This is a genomic window from Halogeometricum limi, assembly GCF_900115785.1.
Lineage (GTDB): Archaea > Halobacteriota > Halobacteria > Halobacteriales > Haloferacaceae > Halogeometricum > Halogeometricum limi.
On sequence record NZ_FOYS01000006.1, the window covers coordinates 145,009 to 162,000 of the forward strand.

At 65.7% G+C, this 16,992-nt stretch carries 14 protein-coding genes; 5 read left to right on the forward strand and 9 right to left on the reverse strand.

Translation table 11 applies throughout. The features are described 5' to 3' along the window. Positions 1-13: 13 nt before the first annotated feature. Positions 14-1,006, reverse strand: coding sequence for a hypothetical protein (locus BM282_RS16375; protein WP_089883029.1), 993 nt, complete (start codon positions 1,004-1,006; stop codon positions 14-16). A 366-nt stretch (positions 1,007-1,372) separates the two neighbouring features. On the opposite strand from BM282_RS16375, the gene BM282_RS16380 reads away from it, so the two are divergent. Beyond that, positions 1,373-2,284: a hypothetical protein gene (locus BM282_RS16380; RefSeq protein ID WP_089883031.1), complete on the forward strand. Its 912-nt coding sequence runs from the start codon at positions 1,373-1,375 to the stop codon at positions 2,282-2,284. A gap of 46 nt (positions 2,285-2,330) precedes the next feature. On the opposite strand, the gene BM282_RS18975 is transcribed toward BM282_RS16380, so the two are convergent. Both BM282_RS18975 and BM282_RS16390 read right to left on the reverse strand, forming a co-directional pair. After that, positions 2,331-3,671 carry a glycosyl hydrolase family 28-related protein gene (locus BM282_RS18975; RefSeq protein ID WP_089883032.1) on the reverse strand — a complete coding sequence of 447 codons (1,341 nt, stop codon included), beginning with the start codon at positions 3,669-3,671 and terminating at the stop codon, positions 2,331-2,333. 257 nt (positions 3,672-3,928) lie between these two features. Next, positions 3,929-5,326 carry a right-handed parallel beta-helix repeat-containing protein gene (locus BM282_RS16390; protein ID WP_089883034.1) on the reverse strand — a complete coding sequence of 466 codons (1,398 nt, stop codon included), beginning with the start codon at positions 5,324-5,326 and terminating at the stop codon, positions 3,929-3,931. Between the two features lie 463 nt (positions 5,327-5,789). Between BM282_RS16390 and BM282_RS16400 the strand changes: the two genes are divergently transcribed. Continuing rightward, positions 5,790-6,758, forward strand: coding sequence for a glycosyltransferase family 2 protein (locus BM282_RS16400; RefSeq protein ID WP_089883039.1), 969 nt, complete (start codon positions 5,790-5,792; stop codon positions 6,756-6,758). Positions 6,759-6,858: 100 nt separating this feature from the next. Here the strand turns inward: BM282_RS16400 and BM282_RS16405 are convergent, their stop codons facing one another. Continuing rightward, positions 6,859-8,310 (reverse strand): carbohydrate-binding domain-containing protein, encoded by a 1,452-nt coding sequence (locus BM282_RS16405; RefSeq protein ID WP_089883041.1) that lies wholly within the window; start codon positions 8,308-8,310, stop codon positions 6,859-6,861. A gap of 314 nt (positions 8,311-8,624) precedes the next feature. Beyond that, the gene (locus BM282_RS16410) at positions 8,625-9,773 is read right to left on the reverse strand and encodes a Gfo/Idh/MocA family protein (RefSeq protein WP_089883043.1); all 1,149 of its coding nucleotides are present in this window, start codon (positions 9,771-9,773) and stop codon (positions 8,625-8,627) included. A gap of 264 nt (positions 9,774-10,037) precedes the next feature. Between BM282_RS16410 and BM282_RS16415 the strand changes: the two genes are divergently transcribed. Continuing rightward, complete coding sequence (locus BM282_RS16415; RefSeq protein ID WP_089883045.1) at positions 10,038-10,961, forward strand: NAD-dependent epimerase/dehydratase family protein; 924 nt, start codon at positions 10,038-10,040, stop codon at positions 10,959-10,961. Between the two features lie 136 nt (positions 10,962-11,097). Here the strand turns inward: BM282_RS16415 and msrA are convergent, their stop codons facing one another. Beyond that, on the reverse strand, positions 11,098-11,646 hold the full coding sequence (gene msrA / locus BM282_RS16420) for a peptide-methionine (S)-S-oxide reductase MsrA (protein WP_089883047.1): 549 nt from the start codon (positions 11,644-11,646) through the stop codon (positions 11,098-11,100). Positions 11,647-11,851: 205 nt separating this feature from the next. On the opposite strand from msrA, the gene BM282_RS18700 reads away from it, so the two are divergent. Next, on the forward strand, positions 11,852-12,001 hold the full coding sequence (locus BM282_RS18700) for a DUF7563 family protein (RefSeq protein WP_175501602.1): 150 nt from the start codon (positions 11,852-11,854) through the stop codon (positions 11,999-12,001). A gap of 76 nt (positions 12,002-12,077) precedes the next feature. Here the strand turns inward: BM282_RS18700 and BM282_RS16425 are convergent, their stop codons facing one another. The 3 genes from BM282_RS16425 to BM282_RS16435 all read right to left on the reverse strand — a co-directional run bounded on the left by BM282_RS16425 (position 12,078) and on the right by BM282_RS16435 (position 14,615). Continuing rightward, a complete protein-coding gene (locus BM282_RS16425; RefSeq protein ID WP_089883049.1) occupies positions 12,078-13,202 on the reverse strand; it encodes an aminotransferase class V-fold PLP-dependent enzyme in 1,125 nt (374 codons plus the stop codon). Positions 13,203-13,227: 25 nt separating this feature from the next. After that, positions 13,228-13,482 carry a hypothetical protein gene (locus BM282_RS16430; RefSeq protein WP_089883184.1) on the reverse strand — a complete coding sequence of 85 codons (255 nt, stop codon included), beginning with the start codon at positions 13,480-13,482 and terminating at the stop codon, positions 13,228-13,230. Positions 13,483-13,583: 101 nt separating this feature from the next. After that, positions 13,584-14,615, reverse strand: a complete 1,032-nt coding sequence (locus BM282_RS16435) for an NAD(P)-dependent alcohol dehydrogenase (protein ID WP_089883051.1) — start codon at positions 14,613-14,615, stop codon at positions 13,584-13,586. 147 nt (positions 14,616-14,762) lie between these two features. Between BM282_RS16435 and BM282_RS16440 the strand changes: the two genes are divergently transcribed. Further along, complete coding sequence (locus BM282_RS16440; RefSeq protein ID WP_089883053.1) at positions 14,763-16,946, forward strand: hypothetical protein; 2,184 nt, start codon at positions 14,763-14,765, stop codon at positions 16,944-16,946. The last annotated feature ends 46 nt before the right edge of the window (positions 16,947-16,992 follow it).

The window sequence follows — 16,992 nt, forward strand, 5'->3', positions numbered from 1 at the left end:
CCGTTCGACCGGGTCAGAGGTAGCCGAGTTTCTCCAACCGGTCTTCGACGTCGTGGTCGCCGTCGGTCTGTCTCGACGTCTCGACGTCGGGTTGTCGCTCGCCGGTGTCAGTGCCGGAGGCGATGGCCCACGGGACCCGCTTCAGGTCGGGGTGGACGAACCCTTCGGGGTGACCGTACGCGCCCATCTCGCCGAACAGGTCGCCGTGGTCCGCCGTGATGACGACCTTCTCGGCGTCGATGTTCCGCAGGAGGGTTCGGATGTTGTCCAAGACGAAGCGCAAGTTGTCCATGTAGAGTTCCCACGCCTCCTCTTTGGTCGCCGTGCCGTTCTGCATCGCGGCCCACGGGTCGTCTTCGAGGTCCGTGATGGGACGCTTCTCGCGGTGCGCGTGCGAGATGTACGGCGTGTGTGGCTGGAAGTAGTGCAGGACCATCCGCTCGGAGGGGTCCTCCCGGGCCATCTTGATGGCGTGGTCGGTGACGATCTCCGGCGGCGGCGCGCTGAAGTACTCCTCGTAGTCGTGTTTGTGAATCTGCAGGAGATTCTGGAACGTCGACTTCTCGACGACGTCCCACTGCGGCCACATCACCGGGATGGCGTAGGCCTTCGGCGGGAACACGCGGTCGTCGAACGTCTGCGGGACGAACGGGTTGGTCGTGATGAGCGACGTCTGCTCTATCTCGGAGCGGTACTCGTTCGTGAACGTCTTACAGATCCACTCGTGCGACGCACTCCCGACGGACCAGATGGAGTCGACGGACTGGATGTAGTCGTACTCCGGGGCGACTTCGCGGAGAGCGTCGAGACGGCACGCGTCGAGGACGATGAGGAGGTCCCAGTCTCGCTCGTAGACGTTCGTCCCGATGGGGTGTCGGGCCGTCCACGAGAGATACGGTCCGTTGAACGCGCCGCGCAGAGACCACAGCAGCGCCTGTTTCTTCGAACCGCCGCCCTTGAGTCCCGAAGAGAGCTCTTCGATCCACGCCCGAACGTCAGTTTCCATGTGACACAACATACGTCGAATACGACATATAGTTATAGAGAAGGCAACAGGACGACGGCTCGGTCACGCTCGGAAGGAGACGCGGTCTTCGGCCTCCGAGACCCGCCGAACACACGTTCGACGGAGGCGGGGGAGGAGAGCGAGGAGTTCCCCGCTCGGACCGGGAGTCAGACGTCGGTGAGGGAGTGTTTAACCACCCGCTGAGTTCCGGCGAGTGTCCGCGTCTCGGCCGCTGAGAGCTGATAGACGCGCTATACTTTTACCGGTCGAGTAGGTGTATCTCAGCATGACTCTCAGTACGCCTCGGGTGCGTTTCGCTCGGGAATCGACGCTTCGGACGGAGACCAAGCGGGGCGGCGACCACCGATGATACTCTGGGACCGCATCCGAGAGAACCCGGAACTGCTCACAAGAACGCTCCGCGACCCCGCGCTCGTCGGACTCGGTGCCAACAGGGCGTACTACGAGTACACGCGCGACAGCGAGTACAACGCGCAGGGGACGGACGTCTTCGAAGACGAGGACTGGGACAACCTCATCCTCCTCGACGCGTGCCGAGCGGACATCTACGCGGAGATGACGCCGTTCGCCGGGACACCGGAGGTGCGCGAATCTCGGGGGAGCGCGAGCAAGCAGTTCGTCCGCGGAAACTTTCAGGACAAGACGCTCCACGACGTCGTCTACATCTCGGGGAACCGCTGGTACCTCCAGTTACAGGACGAGTTGAACTGCGAACTGCACGCCTACCACGACGTCGAGCGAGACGTCGCGGACGGGTTCGTCCCGAGTCCGGAAGCCGTCACGCAGGCGGTACTCGACCTAAAAGACGAGTATCCGGAGAAACGGCTTCTCATCCACTACATGCAGCCGCACTACCCGTACCTCAACGCGGAGAACGACGCGTTCAAACTCGACAAGACTGGACTCCGAGAGACGATTCGGGCCAGCGACGTGAGCTACGCGGACGTGCGGCGAGCGTACCGAGACAACCTCCGGTACGTCTTAGAGCACGTCCAGACGCTCGTGGAAGAACTGGACGGAAAGACCGTCATCAGCTCCGACCACGGCGAGATGCTCGGCGACCGTCTGACGCCGTTCCCGGTCCGATGGGTCGGACACCCGCCGGGAATCTTCACCGACAAGCTGACCACGGTGCCGTGGCACGTCGTCTCGAACGGTCCGCGGCGGAAGATAACGGCGGACCCGCCGGTGTCGTCGGACCACGTCGACATGAGCGAAGTCGAACAGAACCTCAAAGACCTCGGCTACAAGCTCTAACGCGAGAAGACAGACGCGCTCGGCGGTGGCGGGTCGCGTCCCCTCTTCAGTGATTCTGTTCGAGCGCCTGGATGCGCTCGACCAGTTCCAGCACGTCGGCTTCCATCTTCTCGAAGTTCTCGTTCAGCGGGACGTGCCAGTCCACCGTTCCGGGTTCCGGCGTGTTGTAGCCGCCGTACTTCGCGGGGTCCGTCGTGGTTCCTGAGCCGGCGTCCGTCCCGCCGCCCGAGCGCGGGCCGACGGCGTCTTCGAGGGCGACGTCGGGTTGGAGCGGCGTCCCGGCGCTGGCCTGTTTGACGATACCGGCGTCGGACCAACTCGACGGCGAACTGGTTCCGCCGTAGATGACCTTCTCTATCGACCCCGAGGAGTCCGAGAAGGTGACCGCGTCGCCGTCGTTGTTCGACCCGACGTTGTGAATCGAAATCGTCCCACCCGTCACGTCCATCCCGTCGAGGAACATCCCACCGCCGCGGTGGTCGTCGGCGTTGACGTTCTTGATAGCGACGTCGTGCATCTCCAACTGGCCGGGGACGGGGAGGTCGATACCGGCCCACGTGGAGCCGTCGATGAGGACGTCGTCGAGGAGGAGCGTTCCGACGGGGACGGTGTCGGGGTTCTCCTTGACGGGCATCTGGGTGTTCCCGTTACCCAGCATCTGAGTGTTCCGAACGGTCGTCGTGGCGTTCTCCGGCGAGAGCTTCAGCGACCCGCGGTAGCTGTCGCGGAGGACACATCGTTCGACGACGACCGTCTGCCAGTCGACGCCCGTCGTGTCCTGCCCGACGTCGATGTCCACGCCGCCTTGGTTCTTACACAGCGTCCACTTTATCTGGGTGTTCGTCGGCGACGTCTGGTTCGGCGAGATGGCGTGCCCGCCGTTCGAGGGGTAGCCGTTGTTGGCGAACGTACAGTACTGGATGTCGGCGTCCATGTCGCCGGTGAGCTTCAGACCGGCGTTGTACGCGCTCTTGACGACGCAGTCGCGCATCTTGAACAGACCGGCGGCGTCGGTGAGGATGCAGAGTCCGATGGCGTCGGTCCCCTGATTCTGCTTGTTGCCGTCGATGGTGAGTCCTTTGAACGTCACGTCGGAGACGGTCTGTCGGGAACTCTCCAGGCGGAACACCATGTACGCGCGGTTCCATCCGCCCGCCATCCGTATCGTGACCGAGTCGGCGCCCGCCCCTTCCCAGGTGAGCGCGTTCCAACTGCCGTCGTTCGGATAGCGGAACGGGTTCGGGTTGTTCGAACCGACGAGATACGTCCCGCTCGGGAAGTAGACCGTTCCGCCGGGGCCCGCGGCGTCGGCGGCGTTCCGAATCGCCTTCGTATCGTCCGTCGACCCGTCTCCAACCGCACCGAAGTCGGTGACGTCAGTGACCATCGTCAGACCCCCCTCGTGGCCGAAAACGCCGGGTGGTTGGTTTCGTGGTGGCTCTCGCGCTTCGGTGAGCGCCGAGGAACTCGGTGTATCTCGTTCATACCTCGAAATTCAACTATTCGTGAATAAGCGTTCTTTACAGATATTCTCCGAAATTGAACTGTTGCTCTTCGAGTGAGCGACGACTGCTGGCCAGGTACTTACCACCCGGTTACTAGACGGGGAACGATGAAACAAAGTGAGGCGGCGAGAGTCGACGGTCAGCCCTGACTTTCGGTCGCCGTCGGCGTGTCCGGTCGGTTCGCGCGCGGGCCGACGTCGTCCTCGGAGGGGACGTCGGGTTCGAGCGGCGCGCCCCGAGTGCGCTTCTGTATCTCCACGCCCTCCGTGATTCCGAGGTCCTCGAGGCCGCCGTAGACGACTTCCGCGATGGACCCGCCGCCCTCCTTGATGTTGAGTCCGATGCTGTCGTCGTTCTGACCGATGTTGTGGAGAGAGACGCGTCCCGAGTCTCCGAAGTCTATCTTTCGGGTGTAGATTCCACCCCGGTCTCGGCCCCGTTCCTGGTTGTTCTGGTCGATGTTCTTGATAGCCACCTCGTTGAGGTGGAGGCGGCCGGGGCACGGGAAGTCGATGCCGGGCCAGCCACCGCCGTCGATGAGGACGTTGTCGAGCGTCACGTCGTCGATGCTCACGTCCGTCGGGTTCACTTTGACCGGAATCGTCGTCCCGTCGTCGCCGCGCATCAGCGTGTGACGGACCGTCGTCGAGTTGTTCTCGGTCGATATCTTGAGCGACCCGCGACTGTCCAAGAGTACACACCGTTCCACGAGGACGGTCTGGAGGTTGGCGTCGTTGTTCTGCCCGACGTCGATGGAGACGCCGCCGGAGTTCGAGCAGAGGACGCGCTTTATGACCGTGTTCGTGGGCCGGCGAGACTGGTTCGGCGAGATGTCGTGCCCGCCGTTCGACAGCAATCCGTTGTTGTCGAACCGGCAGTACCGGATGTCGGCGTCCATCCCGCCGGAGAGTTTCAGTCCGGCGTTTCGCCACGAGGTGACGTGGCAGTCTCGCATGACGAACGTTCCCTCCGCCTCGGTGTGAATTCCCAGTCCGGGGTTCTCGCCCTGTTTTCCCTTCTGCCCGTCGACGGCGAAGTTCTCGAAGCGAACGGTTCCGAGACTCTCGTTCGGCTTCGACTCGATGGTTATCGCGCCGTGGACCCCCTCGTGCCCCTCGGCGAGGACGAGGCGGGTGCCGTCGGAACCGGGACCGGCGCCTCTGAGCGTCAGGTTCGCGTTCTCCGGGCCGAGCCGAATCGCCTTGCCGTCGGTGTCGATGCCGCTGATAGAGATGGTTCCGGGCGGCATCTGGACGATGCCGCCGGGCGACGCCGCCTCGATGGCGCGCAGTATCGCGCCGGTGTCGTCCGTCTTCCCGTCGACCGCGGCGCCGTAATCGCGGATGTCCTCGTACGCCGGGCCCGGTTCGGTCGTCGGCCCCTCGGTGGACGTCGACGGTCCGGGCGTCTCGGTGCCCGGTCGCGGCGGGGTGTCGTCGTCCGGGAGGAAGAACGCCACCGCGATACCGACCACACCGACGACAGTCGCGACTATCGCTGCGAGTGCTTCGCGACGTGTAATCTCTCTTTCTGTCATGCGTTCGCGTTCGGTGGGGGAGTCGGTTCGTCGACGACGCCCCACACGCCGGGACGGTCAGCGAGCGTGTTGTTCCGCACGGTACTGTTCGGGAGACTCGTATCCATGTCCATGAATGGTGACGTCGAACTGCTCGTGCGTTCGGAGGCGAGGTTCGTTTGATACGAGAAGGTCATTCTCGCTTAAAGGTATACGCTCTGTACGCGCGTCCCCGAATCGAACCACGTGACACTGTGTCGTGGGGCGCTCGCCGAGCGGTCGCCGTTAGTACGACTGTAACCGGCACCGAGCGTGCTCAATGCGTTGATAGGCGCTCTCGAACTGCCCCCCTGACGCTGCAACCGCCGCCTCGTCGCTGTAAGCGCACATATAACAGTATACTCACAGGTGTAGCAAACGCACGAGATGCCTAGGTCGAACGCCACGAGACGAGACTCGGGACACCCGCGAGTGAGGTGAAGTCGTGAGAGCCACAGAACCATCGTCGGACGGACCGTTGGTCACGGTCGTCGTCACGACGTACAACCGGCCGGAGTACCTCCGGTCGGCCGTCGAGACGGTCACCGAACAGCGGTACGCACCCATCGAACTCGTCGTCGTCGACGACTGCTCGCAGACGCCCGCGAGCGAGGTTCTCGCCGACGTCTCTCCGGACGTGAGTTCGTTCGAGATCGTTCGGCACCGAGAGAACCGAGGAGCGAACGCCGCGCGAAACACGGGCGTCGAGGCGGCGACCGGAACGTACGTCGCGTTCTTGGACGACGACGACCGGTGGGAACCGGAGAAACTCGCAAAGCAGGTCGACCGGTTCCGCGCCGCCGACGACGACGTCGGCCTCGTCTACGTCGGCCGGAAAGGGATGATGAACGGGGCCGTCCGCGAGGTGGTCGTCCCCGACGGCGTCGACGGCGACGTCACGAAGGCCCTGCTCTTGGAGAACGTCGTCGGGACGCAGTCCGCGGCGATGGTGCGCGCGGACCTCGCCAAAGAGACGCCGTTCGACGAACGGTTCAAGCGCTGGGCGGACTTGGAGTGGTACGTCGCGCTGTCGACGAAATGTGACTTCGAGGCCGTTCGCGAACCGCTCGTCATCTACGAACACGACGCGCACAACCGAATCTCGAACGACTACGAGAACCTCTTAGAGAGTCACCGACTGTTCGTGGAGAAGTACCGTGACCTGGCCGCCGGGTACGGCCCGCGCTTCGAGCGAAAGATGCTCGGGTGGGCCTCCTTCCGCGTGGGGTCGGCGTCCATCAGCGGTGGGAGTTACGACGTCGCCCGCCGGTACTTCCTCAGAGCGCTCCGGTACTACCCGGTGGAACCGAAGTTCTACGCGTACGCCGCAGCGACCATCGGCGGGCGCGCCACGCACCGAATCGCACGGTCCGTGAACCGACTGGTCTCGTCGGGTCCGATCGGAACCGACTGACCGCGCGGAGACCGGTCGGTGTCGGTCGAACGGATTCGAGACACAGGAGACGAGAGAAGAGAAGCGGAGACACCGCGTCACCGCAGACGCCCGATACTGTTCAGTTCTCGACGCCGCCGTAACCCATCTCGCCGTAGCCCTGCACGCCGTAGTCGTCGTCTATCGGCGTGGCCGTCTCCGTCGGCGTGGGGGTCGGCGTCGGCGTGGCCGTCTCCGTCGGCGTGGCCGTCTCCGTCGGCGTGGGAGTCGGCGTCACCGTCGGCTGACTGCTCGTGAACTTCACCCAGTTGAGGTTGACGTCGCCGTCGGGCGTTTCGATTCTGAGGACCTGTCCGTCGCCCTCCGAGAGCGTGACGTCCTGTATCGTGACCGTCTCCCACGACTGCCAGTCGCCGGTATCCGGCACCTCGACGGTTCCGATCTCCTCCCAGTCGAGAAGGACGCGGAAGCGCTTCCCACTCGCCGGAGAGGCGACGCGGAGGTCGACGTCGTACGTCCCGCCGGTGACGTCGACGGTGTACTCCAACCACTCGTCGGCGGCCATCCAGCCGACGTTGTACGTTCCCGAGGAGTCCGCGGTGCGTTCGATGTCGACCTGTTCGTCGGTTCGGTAGTCGCCGCCCTTCGCGTCCGCCGTCGTGTCGAAGTACGCGACTCCGTCGCCTCCTTCGTCGAAGTGTTCGGCCTCGATCAGCCCGGGAATCGACCGCGCGTCGCCGCCGAACGGCGACTGTCCGTCCGTCGGCGTCGGAGTCGGAGTGGGCGTCGGCGTCGCTGTCTCGGTCGGCGTCGGGGACGGCGTCGCGGTTTCGGTCGCCGTCGGGGACGGCGTCGCAGTTTCGGTCGCGGTCTCCGTCGCAGTTTCGGTCGCCGTCGGCGTCGTGGTCGCCTCACCGGTCGCGTCGACGCCGAGGGTGTAATCGCCGCTTCCGTACTGCACGTCGACGACCTGCACGTAGTGCGTGCCGGACTCCTCGATGCCGTCGCGAATCGTCACGGGACCGGCCGCGCCGAGATACCGCAGGTTGCTCCACTCGCCTTCGTCGTCGTAGATGATGACGGCCACTACGCCGGAGTCCGAGTCACGCTCGAAGTCGACGACGAGTTCCTGTCCCTTTGCCACGTCGACGGCGTACCAGTCGACTTCGGCGTGCGTGAGCGTGCCGGAGACCTGCGTTCCGGGGTCGAGAGCCATCGCCGTCGACTGCTCGTCGTTCGGTTCGGCCTCTTCGACGGAGAGGTCGACCGACGACGTCTGCTGCAGAATCGTCGCGCCGCCGTAGCCGAACGTCGAGAGCGGTTTGACGCGCGCGACGTCACCCGCCCCGGTACATCCCGCGACCGAGGCGGTCGCCGCCGCGACGCCCACCATCTTCAGATACGACCGCCGACCGATCTCGACGCGGTCACCGGACGCGTTCGCGCCGCGTTCGGACGCCGTCCGGGAGGTCGACTGCGACTCGCCACTCGTCGTCTCACCGCTGAACCAACTTTTGATGGTCCGACCGAGGCCGTCCGCATCTCGTTCGTCGTCGGGAGTGTTCGTACTCATGTTGACCAGAATTACAGGAATATCTTAATTATCAGTTTTCACTACTTACAGATAATAGATAGATAGATTCTCTCGTACTGGTGTCTTTTACTTACCAGATGGTCACGGGAGCGCCGCAGACGTGATTCCCGGGCGACAGAAAGTGGGTTCTCGACACGAGAGAGCGAGCGAAACGGCGGCGGTTCGACTCACCGAGGACTCACGTTCGCAGTGGAAAATCGACAGCAGCGACGGCGGCCGCCGCCGTGGCTGGCCTCAGGAAGGCGTTCCTCGCGGGAGGGAGCGCGCGCCGTCGGCGTCCCTCAGATGGTCTCTCAGGCGTCGTTCGCGAGGAGCACTTCGTTCGAGTCGACCATCTCTTCGAGCGCGTTGCCGTCCGCGTCGAGTGGCAGGTCGATTCGCTCTCGCCGACGCGACGACTCCCACGCACCGAAGATGAGTTCCGTGGACTGGAGCGCGTTCTCGGCGGCTAGCTCGGAGGTTCGACCCTCGGAGAGGGCGTCGACGACGTCCTCGATGGCGCGTTCGATGTACGTCGGCGTCCGGAACCGGTCCGCGGAGACCAGAGGGACGCGCGACAGAACCTTCTGGGCGGCGACCCGCGGGAACGAGTCGCTCGGGCCGTGAGTCCCGTCTGGGCTGGTGTCGACCGCTTTCCAGCCCTTGGTCGACCCGTTCCGGTAGCGAAGCGTCGGACCGTCGTCGGTGCAGACGTCGACGACGCCCTCCGCGCCGACGAGTCGAATCTGCGCGGGAACGACGCCGTAGTCGCCGGTGGAGGCGAATCCGACGACGCCGTTCTCGTACCGCCACTGCGCGATGGCGTTGTTCTCGTTGTGCGCGCCGAACTGGACGTTCTCCTCGCTGTAGTCGACACCGCAGAGCACCCATTCGGGGGGCGATTGGTCGGTGTAGTAGCCGCAGAGGTCGAACAGGTGCGTCCCGAAGTCGTAGAGGTTCGGCCCGCCGACTTCGACCCGTTCGAGCGACCCGATGGTGCCCTCGTCGAGCAGTCGCTTCGCCTCGCGGAACGGCTTGCCGAACCGGCGTTGGTGGTTGAACGTGAGTTGCACGTCCGCCTCCTCGCAGGCCGCGGCCATGCGTTTCGCGTCACGCCACGTCTTCGCCATCGGCTTCTCGCAGTGAATCGCCTGGACGGACTCCGTCTCGGCGCACTGAACGACGACGTCGGCGTGAACCGACGGCGGAACGGTGACGCTGACGATGTCCGGTTGAACCTCGCGAAGCATCGCTTCCGTGTCTTCGTAGACGGCGTCGGCGTCGAGTCCCCACGACTCGGCGAACGCCTCGGCGTTCGGGCGGATGATGTCGACGCAGGCCGCGAGTCGACAGTCGTCGAGTCGGTCGTACGCCGAAGCGTGTCGATACCCCATCGCGAAGCCATCGGTGTCTGGGTCGTCTGGGTCGGGTCCGGTCCCCACGATGGCGACGTCGTACGTCATTGTCTTCGTCGTCGCGGGCTCGATATATCAATAAGCGCGACATAACGACCCACACCGGTGCGGACAGCGTGCCGGGGCGGCGACGCAGACGGCCGACGGACGTCCGAGGTCCGTCACCGATGTCGCCCGATTTCGACGAGAACGCCGTATAGGAGAGCCATACTTTTGCCCCCGAATAGAGTCACTGTACGTACAACTCTGCGACGGCACGGAACGACCGGCGTAGCGACACCCACCTGTGAACTCAGCAACTCTCAACTCAGTATGAACGCAGCGAACATCACGGCGAAGACAGTGGTCGTAACCGGCGGTGCGGGATTCATCGGGAGTCGTATCGCGGCCGCACTCGCCGACGACAACGAGGTCAGAGTGCTCGACGACCTCTCGTCGGGGGCGGCGACGAACCTCCCCGACGGCGTCGAACTCCTCGAAGGCGACGTTCGAGACGAGACCGCCGTCCGAGACGCCGTCCGCGACGCCGACGTGGTGTTCCACGAGGCGGCGGAGGTCAGCGTCCAACGGAGCGTCGAACAGCCCCGCCGGAGCAACGACGTGAACGTCGGCGGGACGTTGAACGTCCTCGAAGCGGCGCGCGAAGCGGACGCCCGCGTCGTCTTCGCGTCGAGTTGCGCTATCTACGGCGTCCCCGACGCGGTTCCGCTCACCGAGGACGCCCCGGCGCGGCCCCGGTCGCCGTACGCCATCGACAAGTACGCCGCGGACTCGTACGTCAGAGCGTACAACGACCTCTACGGACTCGAGACGGTCGCGCTCCGGTATTTCAACGTCTACGGTCCCGGTCAGGCGGGCGGTCAGTACAGCGGCGTCATCAACGTCTTCGTCGACCAGGCGCGACGGGGAGACCCCATCACCATCGACGGAGACGGGACGCAGACCCGAGACTTCGTCTACGTCGACGACGTCGTCCGGGCGAATCTCGCGGCCGCGACCACCGACGCCGTCGGCGAGGCGTTCCACGTCGGCACCGGCGCGGAGACGAGCGTGCTCGAACTCGCGGAGACGATTCGAGACGTGACCGGCAGCGACAGCGACATCGTCCACCAAGACCCCAGACCGGGCGACGTACCGGCGAGTGTCGCGGACCTCACGCGGGCGCGCGAATCGCTCGGATACGAACCGACCGTCGGTCTCGAAGCGGGACTCCGGAACCTCGTCGCGAAGCGGTGAGACGTCACCCGCGCCGTTCGCGCGGGCGTGGCGAGAGGAGGATAAGGGCCTCCGTCGCGGCTAAACGGCCGATTGAGTTCCGTTAGGACGTCCGTACTCCGCAGAGACTGCGCGACGTCGACCGCACCGAGAGCGTCTACGAGTCGATACCGCGGACCTGTCCGGCGAATTTCTCGCGCACTTTCTCCAACTTGGGCGGAATCTGCACCGCGCAGTACGGTTGGTCCGGATTCTTCTCGTAGTAGTCCTGGTGGTACGCTTCGGCCTCGTAGAACGTGTCCAGCGGAGCGATTTCGGTGACGATGTCGTCGTCGTAGACGCCGGAGTCGTTCATCTCGGAGACGAGCGATTCGACCGTCTCCTTCTGATCCTCGGAGTGATAGAACACGGCTGAACGGTACTGCGAACCCACGTCCGGCCCCTGTCGGTCCTCGGTGGTCGGGTCGTGCAGGGCGAAGAACACTTCGAGCAGTTCGCGGAAAGAGAGTTCGTCGGGGTCGAACTCGACTTGGACGACTTCCGCGTGGCCCGTCGTCCCCTTACAGACCGCCTCGTACGTCGGGTTCTCGACGTGGCCACCGGCGTAACCGGAGGTGACGGACTCGACGCCGACGAGTTCTTTCATCGGTGCTTCGATGCACCAGAAACAGCCACCGCCGAGCGTCGCGAGTTCGGTGTTACTCATGTCTCAGAATACGCCGGCACGAGCAAAAGTCCCTCGGAGGCGGTAGTCGGCGAGTGCGGTTCGCGAACCCGGTGCGCTGCCTCGTCGGCCGATTCGACCGAGATGCTGAACAGATTTGGGTGAGAACTCGGAAAATCCTCTTTTAGTGTGTTACCGTCTCTCAGTACGAGGAACCAACAGATGACCCCAGCACAGGAGCGACACGATGCCCACGTGTGAACACTGCGAACGGCACGTCTCGGACCGGTTCGTCCGCGTCTTCGCCGACGACTCGGGGAAGGTGTACGCCTGCCCGAACTGTTCGGCCAACGCCGGTATCGCAGAAGTCGTGCGGGAACGCGCGCGACACGCCTGAATTCCCACCCGAGTCGAATCCCCGCGAATCCCCGCTGACTCTCCCGTGACCGCGCTTCGGCCCGATTTCCCTCTCGTCACCACCCCGTCTCGTCCAGTGCCTCGACCAACCGGTCCACGTCTTCCGCCGTGTTGACGACGTGCAGCGACGCCCGAATCGACCCCGCGAGCGACGGAATCGGCCTGACGACGATGTCGTAGTCGGCCTTCAGTCGTTCGACGGTCGCTTCGGGGTCGTCGACCTGCATCGTCACGAGACCGGACTCCGGGTCCGCCGGACTGAGAAGCCTCTCGTCCGGCACCGCGTCCGTGAGTCGCTCCGCCAGACCGAGCGCGTGCGACTCCACGACGTCGAGACCGACGGACTCGATGGTCTCGATTGCGGCGTCGAGAGCGGCGTACGGCGCGAGGTTCGTCGTGCCCACCTCGAACCGCGGCGCGCCCGTCTTCAACTCGTAGTCGACAGCGCCGATGTCCTCGACGCTCCGATAGCTGACGGCCGACGGTTCGAGGTCGTTCGCGACGGACTCCTCGACGTAGAGGATACCGGCGCCCCACGTCCCGAGGAGCCACTTGTGTCCGGCGGCGACGACGGCGTCCGCGCCCCACTCGGTCACGTCCAACGGCGCGTGTCCCGGCACCTGCACGGCGTCGACGAGGACGAACGCCCCCGCGTCGTGCGCCTCCGCGGCGAGTTCTTCGACCGGCAGGTACGTCCCGTAGTTCCACGTCAGCGCGCTGAAGCAGACGAGTTTCGCGTCCTCGACCGCCTCGCGGTACGCCTCGCGGTCGATTCTGCCGTCCTCGGTGGGGACGACGCGGACCTCACAGCCGCGGCGTTCGAGGCGCGACCACGGCAGGATGCCCGCCGGATGTTCGAGGTCCGTGCGGACGACGACGTCGCCCGCCTCCCAGTCGAACGCGTTCGCGATTCGAGTGATGCCGTCGGCGGTGCTCTGCGTCAGCGCAATCTCCGTCTCCCGCGCGCCGAGGAAATCGGCCACCGTCGCGCGAACCTCGTCGTAGGTGTCGAACGCGAGCGGGTACGCCCCCTCCTCGACGGGCGCGTCGTACTCGTGGCGCGCGAGAAACGCCTGCGCCGCCTCGACGACCGGACGCGGACTGGGACCGCTCGCGCCGGTGTTCAGATAGCGTGCGTCGTCGAACGCCGGGGTGAGTTCTCTGAGTGCTGCCGGGTCCATGCGAGACGATAGCAGTGATACCCTATCACTCCGGCGGTGGCGGCCGTTCGGGCGCGTCGGGGTCCCCCCGCGAGACGAACAGACGGCGCGGGAGGACGACGCCGCGCGCGAAGACGTAGCCGACGAGTCCGACGACGACGCAGATTATCGACTCGACGACGCCGAGCGGTCCGAGCGCGAGTCGCCAGAATATCAGAACTGAAACCGGCATCGTGACCGAGAGAGACACGTCTACGAAGAGCGCGAGGAGGAACGCGACGGGATGTGTCTGTGTCGGCACGTGAGTCACCGCGGTGGCTACTGGCCAGTTCTTGCTTATCAGTATTGAATTTCACGGAGAGTGACTGGTTTCGGAGGCGTTCGGCGACCCGACGGCGAGTCTCACTCCCCGACGGTCACCATCCCCTTCACCACGTCCGGTTCCATCGCCCGTTCGAACGCCTCGGTGAGCCTCGACATCGGCATCTCGAAGTCGATAATCTTCTCGACGTCCACGGCCCCGCGTTCGAGGAGGGAGACGGCGTCGTCGTACGTGTTTCTGAATCGGAACGACCCGCGGAAATCGAGTTCCTTGTCGACGATTTCGTTCGTCTCGATGGGTATCTCGTCCTCGGCGGAGAGACCGATGCAGAGGACCGTCCCGCCGCGCCGGACCACGTCCGTCGCCGCTTCGAGAACGGGCGGCGCACCCGACGCTTCTATCACGGCGTCGACGCCCTCCCCGTCCGTGAACTCGGCGACGGCGTCTTCGAGGGATTCTTCGGCGGCGTTCACCGTCGCCGTCGCGCCGTACGCCTCGGCGCGTTCGAGTTTCGACTCCACCACGTCCGAGACGAGGACGGACCCGGCACCGGCGGCCCGGACGGCCTCGCTGACGAGCATCCCGATGGGTCCGGCGCCCGTGACGAGGACCGAATCGCCGAGACCGATTTCGGCGCGCCGTGTCGCGTGAAGGGCGACGCTCAGCGGTTCACAGAGCGCGCCCGCCCGCGTCGAGACCGTCTCGGGGAGACGGTAGGCGAAGTCGGCGTCCCACGCGACGTACTCGGCGAACGCGCCGTCGTCCGGCGGCGTCGCCATGAACTCCACGTCCGGACAGAGGTTGTACTCGCCCGCGCGACACCGGGCGCACTCGCCGCACGGAACGCCCGGTTCGAGTGCGACTTCGTCGCCGGGTTCGAGTCCATTCACCGCACTCCCGACGTCGACCACTTCGCCGGCGCTCTCGTGACCGAGAATCAGGGGGTCCTCGACGACGTAGTCGCCGATGCGGCCGTGTTCGTAGTAGTGGACGTCGGAACCGCAGATACCGACGTGTTTCACCGCGACGAGGACTTCGTCGGGCGCGGGGTCGGGCCGCGGTCGCTCTCGATGCTCGAAGACGCCGGGTTCGGTGAGTTCGACGACGTGCATACCACGCAGTTGGATACCGAGTGACAAAAGTGGGCGTCGTCGGGTCGGCGGCGACCAGAAGGCCTATCGGGACGTTCCCGTACCACCGGGTATGTTCCGTGTCCGCGGAGACGACACCGGAGACATGCCGCGAGGAGGGCCCGCGGCGTGAGCGACGGCGACGAACGACCGACGCGGCGGCGATTCCTCGCGGCCGTCGCCGTCGCCGGCGCGACGGCGCTCGCCGGATGCTCGGCGTTCGAGAGCGAACCGAACGCCGCGACGACGCCCGCCGGGGAAGACGAGGCGCGGCGCTTGGCCGAGGAGTACGCGCCCGTGCTCTACTTCGACGCGAACGAGCGGTGGTTCCCGACGGACCCGCGGCCGTACGAGTCCGAACGCGACGGCGAAGCGGTCGTCTCGGGATTCGACGCGTTGGACGGGTACACCGCCGAACGCGCCGCGTCCGGCGACGAGGCGGAGCGACCCGATTCGACGGTGTTCTACAACGTCCGTTCCTACGAAGACTCGCCGCTGTCGGTCGTGCAGTACTGGTTCTACTCGGCGTTCGACCAGTTCACCACGAACTTCCACTGGCACGACTGGGAGGTGGTCCACGTCTTCGTCGACACCGAACGCGAACGCGCGCAGTTGCACGTCGCGAGTTCGCACTCCCGCCGCGTCCCGAACAACGAACACCTCGACCCGAGCGGAGACACCGTTCCCCGCGTGCTCTCGGAGTTGGGGTCGCACTCCAGTGCGCTCTCGCTGAACGAGGAGCGAGAGAGCTTCCAGCGGGTCTCTACCGGCCAGATACCCGCCGACATCACGAACCGGGGTATCACCGGAATCGAGTCGGTGAAGGAGATTCCCGCGGCGTACGGCCTCCCCCGCGACGAGGGCTTTCGACTCCCGTTCGTGGTCCCCGAACTCGACGGCGCACCCGTGTACGAACACGACCGACTCCCGAACGTCTCTCGCGACTCGCTGGTTCCCGACGCACTCACCGTCCGGTCGTACGACGCGCTCGCATCGCCACCAACGGGCGTACCGGAGCGCGAGACGGGAACCGTACTCGACTTCGAGGGTCGTTCCGCGCCGGAGGGGGACGGGACGTACTCGCTGGTCCCCGCGGCCGAAGTGGAACACGTCGCGGCGTTCACCGGGCCGCAGTTGAGCTTCGAGTTCGCCGTCCCCGGGTTCGCGGAGGACGCAATCGCCGGGCATCTAACGACGACGGACCCGCCGTGGACGCAGGAGCGGTACGACGACCCCGTCGCGGACATCAGCGAACCGGTGCACCGGGCCGCACTCGCGGAGCGTTACGACGCCGTCGGCGCGCCGGGAGCGGTGAACACCGTCGTCGCCGAGGTGACTGAAGCGGTCACGACGGACGACGCGCCCGAGAACGAGGGCCTGACGACGCGCGAGTCGAGCGTCGAGTCGGTCGTCCTCCTCGAGAGCGACCCCGAGGCGGTGCCGACGTTCGGCGGCGTCGCACTCCTGCGGGACGTTCCCACCGGCGACCACCGCCTGACGGTCAACAGCGCCGGGTCGGCCCCGTACAGTCAACGAGTGCGGGTCGGAGACGGAGAGGCCGCGCGCGAGACGGAAGTCGAGACGAAGACGGAGGAATCGGAGACGACGGCGACGCCGACGGCCGACGACCCCGGAACGGCAACCCGCGACTCCTCGTCGCCCCCGGGCGTCTCCGTCGCGGGCGTCGACGGACAGATACCGCTTGTCGCCAACGACGACGCCGTGAAGCTCCGCGTCGACGCCGAGGGAACCGACGCGGCGCTCTCGCGCGTCGCCGTCGCGGACGACTTCGCCGGGCGACTGTACGACTCGCCCGTCGAGGGGTCCGACGCCGTCTACGTCCACCGCGGCGGCGCGTACACGACGGAGGTGCGCGACGAGGCGGACGCCGTCGGCGCGTTTCGCGTCAATCCGAACGGAGAGTCGGTCGTGACCATCGACCGTCCCGAGACGGGGAAGGCGTCGCTGGCGTCGTTCGTGGCGGACGTGACCAGAGAGACGGTAGCGACGGTGAGCGACGCGGGCGGGGGTGGCGGTGTCGCGGGCGAACTCACCGGTGCCGTCGGCGGTCTGACGAGGGCGCTCGAAGCCACCGCGGCGGCCGCAGACCGGGCCGCAGAGCGCGCGAGAGCGGAGGACGCGCCGGGTGCCGACAGGGCGCTCCGGGCGGCGACGGACAACCTCGAACGGGCGGCGAACCGACTGGCGGACGTGGGCGACGCCGTCCCCGCGCAGGCGCGGGACGCCGCCGACCGACGACTCGACCAAGCGGAGCACCGCGCCGAACAGGCACTCGCGTCGACGAAACTCTGAACGACTCGCGAGATAGCTAACGGTAGAAACGGTATCGTCACTTCGG

What these genes read in the sequence shown, in the direction of transcription:
- BM282_RS16380 (WP_089883031.1), top strand. Translation starts at nt 1,373, where the DNA reads ATGATACTCTGGGACCGCATCCGAGAGAACCCGGAACTGCTCACAAGA.
- BM282_RS16375 (WP_089883029.1), bottom strand. Translation starts at nt 1,006, where the DNA reads ATGGAAACTGACGTTCGGGCGTGGATCGAAGAGCTCTCTTCGGGACTC.
- msrA (WP_089883047.1), bottom strand. Translation starts at nt 11,646, where the DNA reads ATGAGTAACACCGAACTCGCGACGCTCGGCGGTGGCTGTTTCTGGTGC.
- BM282_RS16415 (WP_089883045.1), top strand. Translation starts at nt 10,038, where the DNA reads ATGAACGCAGCGAACATCACGGCGAAGACAGTGGTCGTAACCGGCGGT.
- BM282_RS18975 (WP_089883032.1), bottom strand. Translation starts at nt 3,671, where the DNA reads ATGGTCACTGACGTCACCGACTTCGGTGCGGTTGGAGACGGGTCGACG.
- BM282_RS16435 (WP_089883051.1), bottom strand. Translation starts at nt 14,615, where the DNA reads ATGCACGTCGTCGAACTCACCGAACCCGGCGTCTTCGAGCATCGAGAG.
- BM282_RS16410 (WP_089883043.1), bottom strand. Translation starts at nt 9,773, where the DNA reads ATGACGTACGACGTCGCCATCGTGGGGACCGGACCCGACCCAGACGAC.
- BM282_RS16405 (WP_089883041.1), bottom strand. Translation starts at nt 8,310, where the DNA reads ATGAGTACGAACACTCCCGACGACGAACGAGATGCGGACGGCCTCGGT.
- BM282_RS18700 (WP_175501602.1), top strand. Translation starts at nt 11,852, where the DNA reads ATGCCCACGTGTGAACACTGCGAACGGCACGTCTCGGACCGGTTCGTC.
- BM282_RS16425 (WP_089883049.1), bottom strand. Translation starts at nt 13,202, where the DNA reads ATGGACCCGGCAGCACTCAGAGAACTCACCCCGGCGTTCGACGACGCA.
- BM282_RS16390 (WP_089883034.1), bottom strand. Translation starts at nt 5,326, where the DNA reads ATGACAGAAAGAGAGATTACACGTCGCGAAGCACTCGCAGCGATAGTC.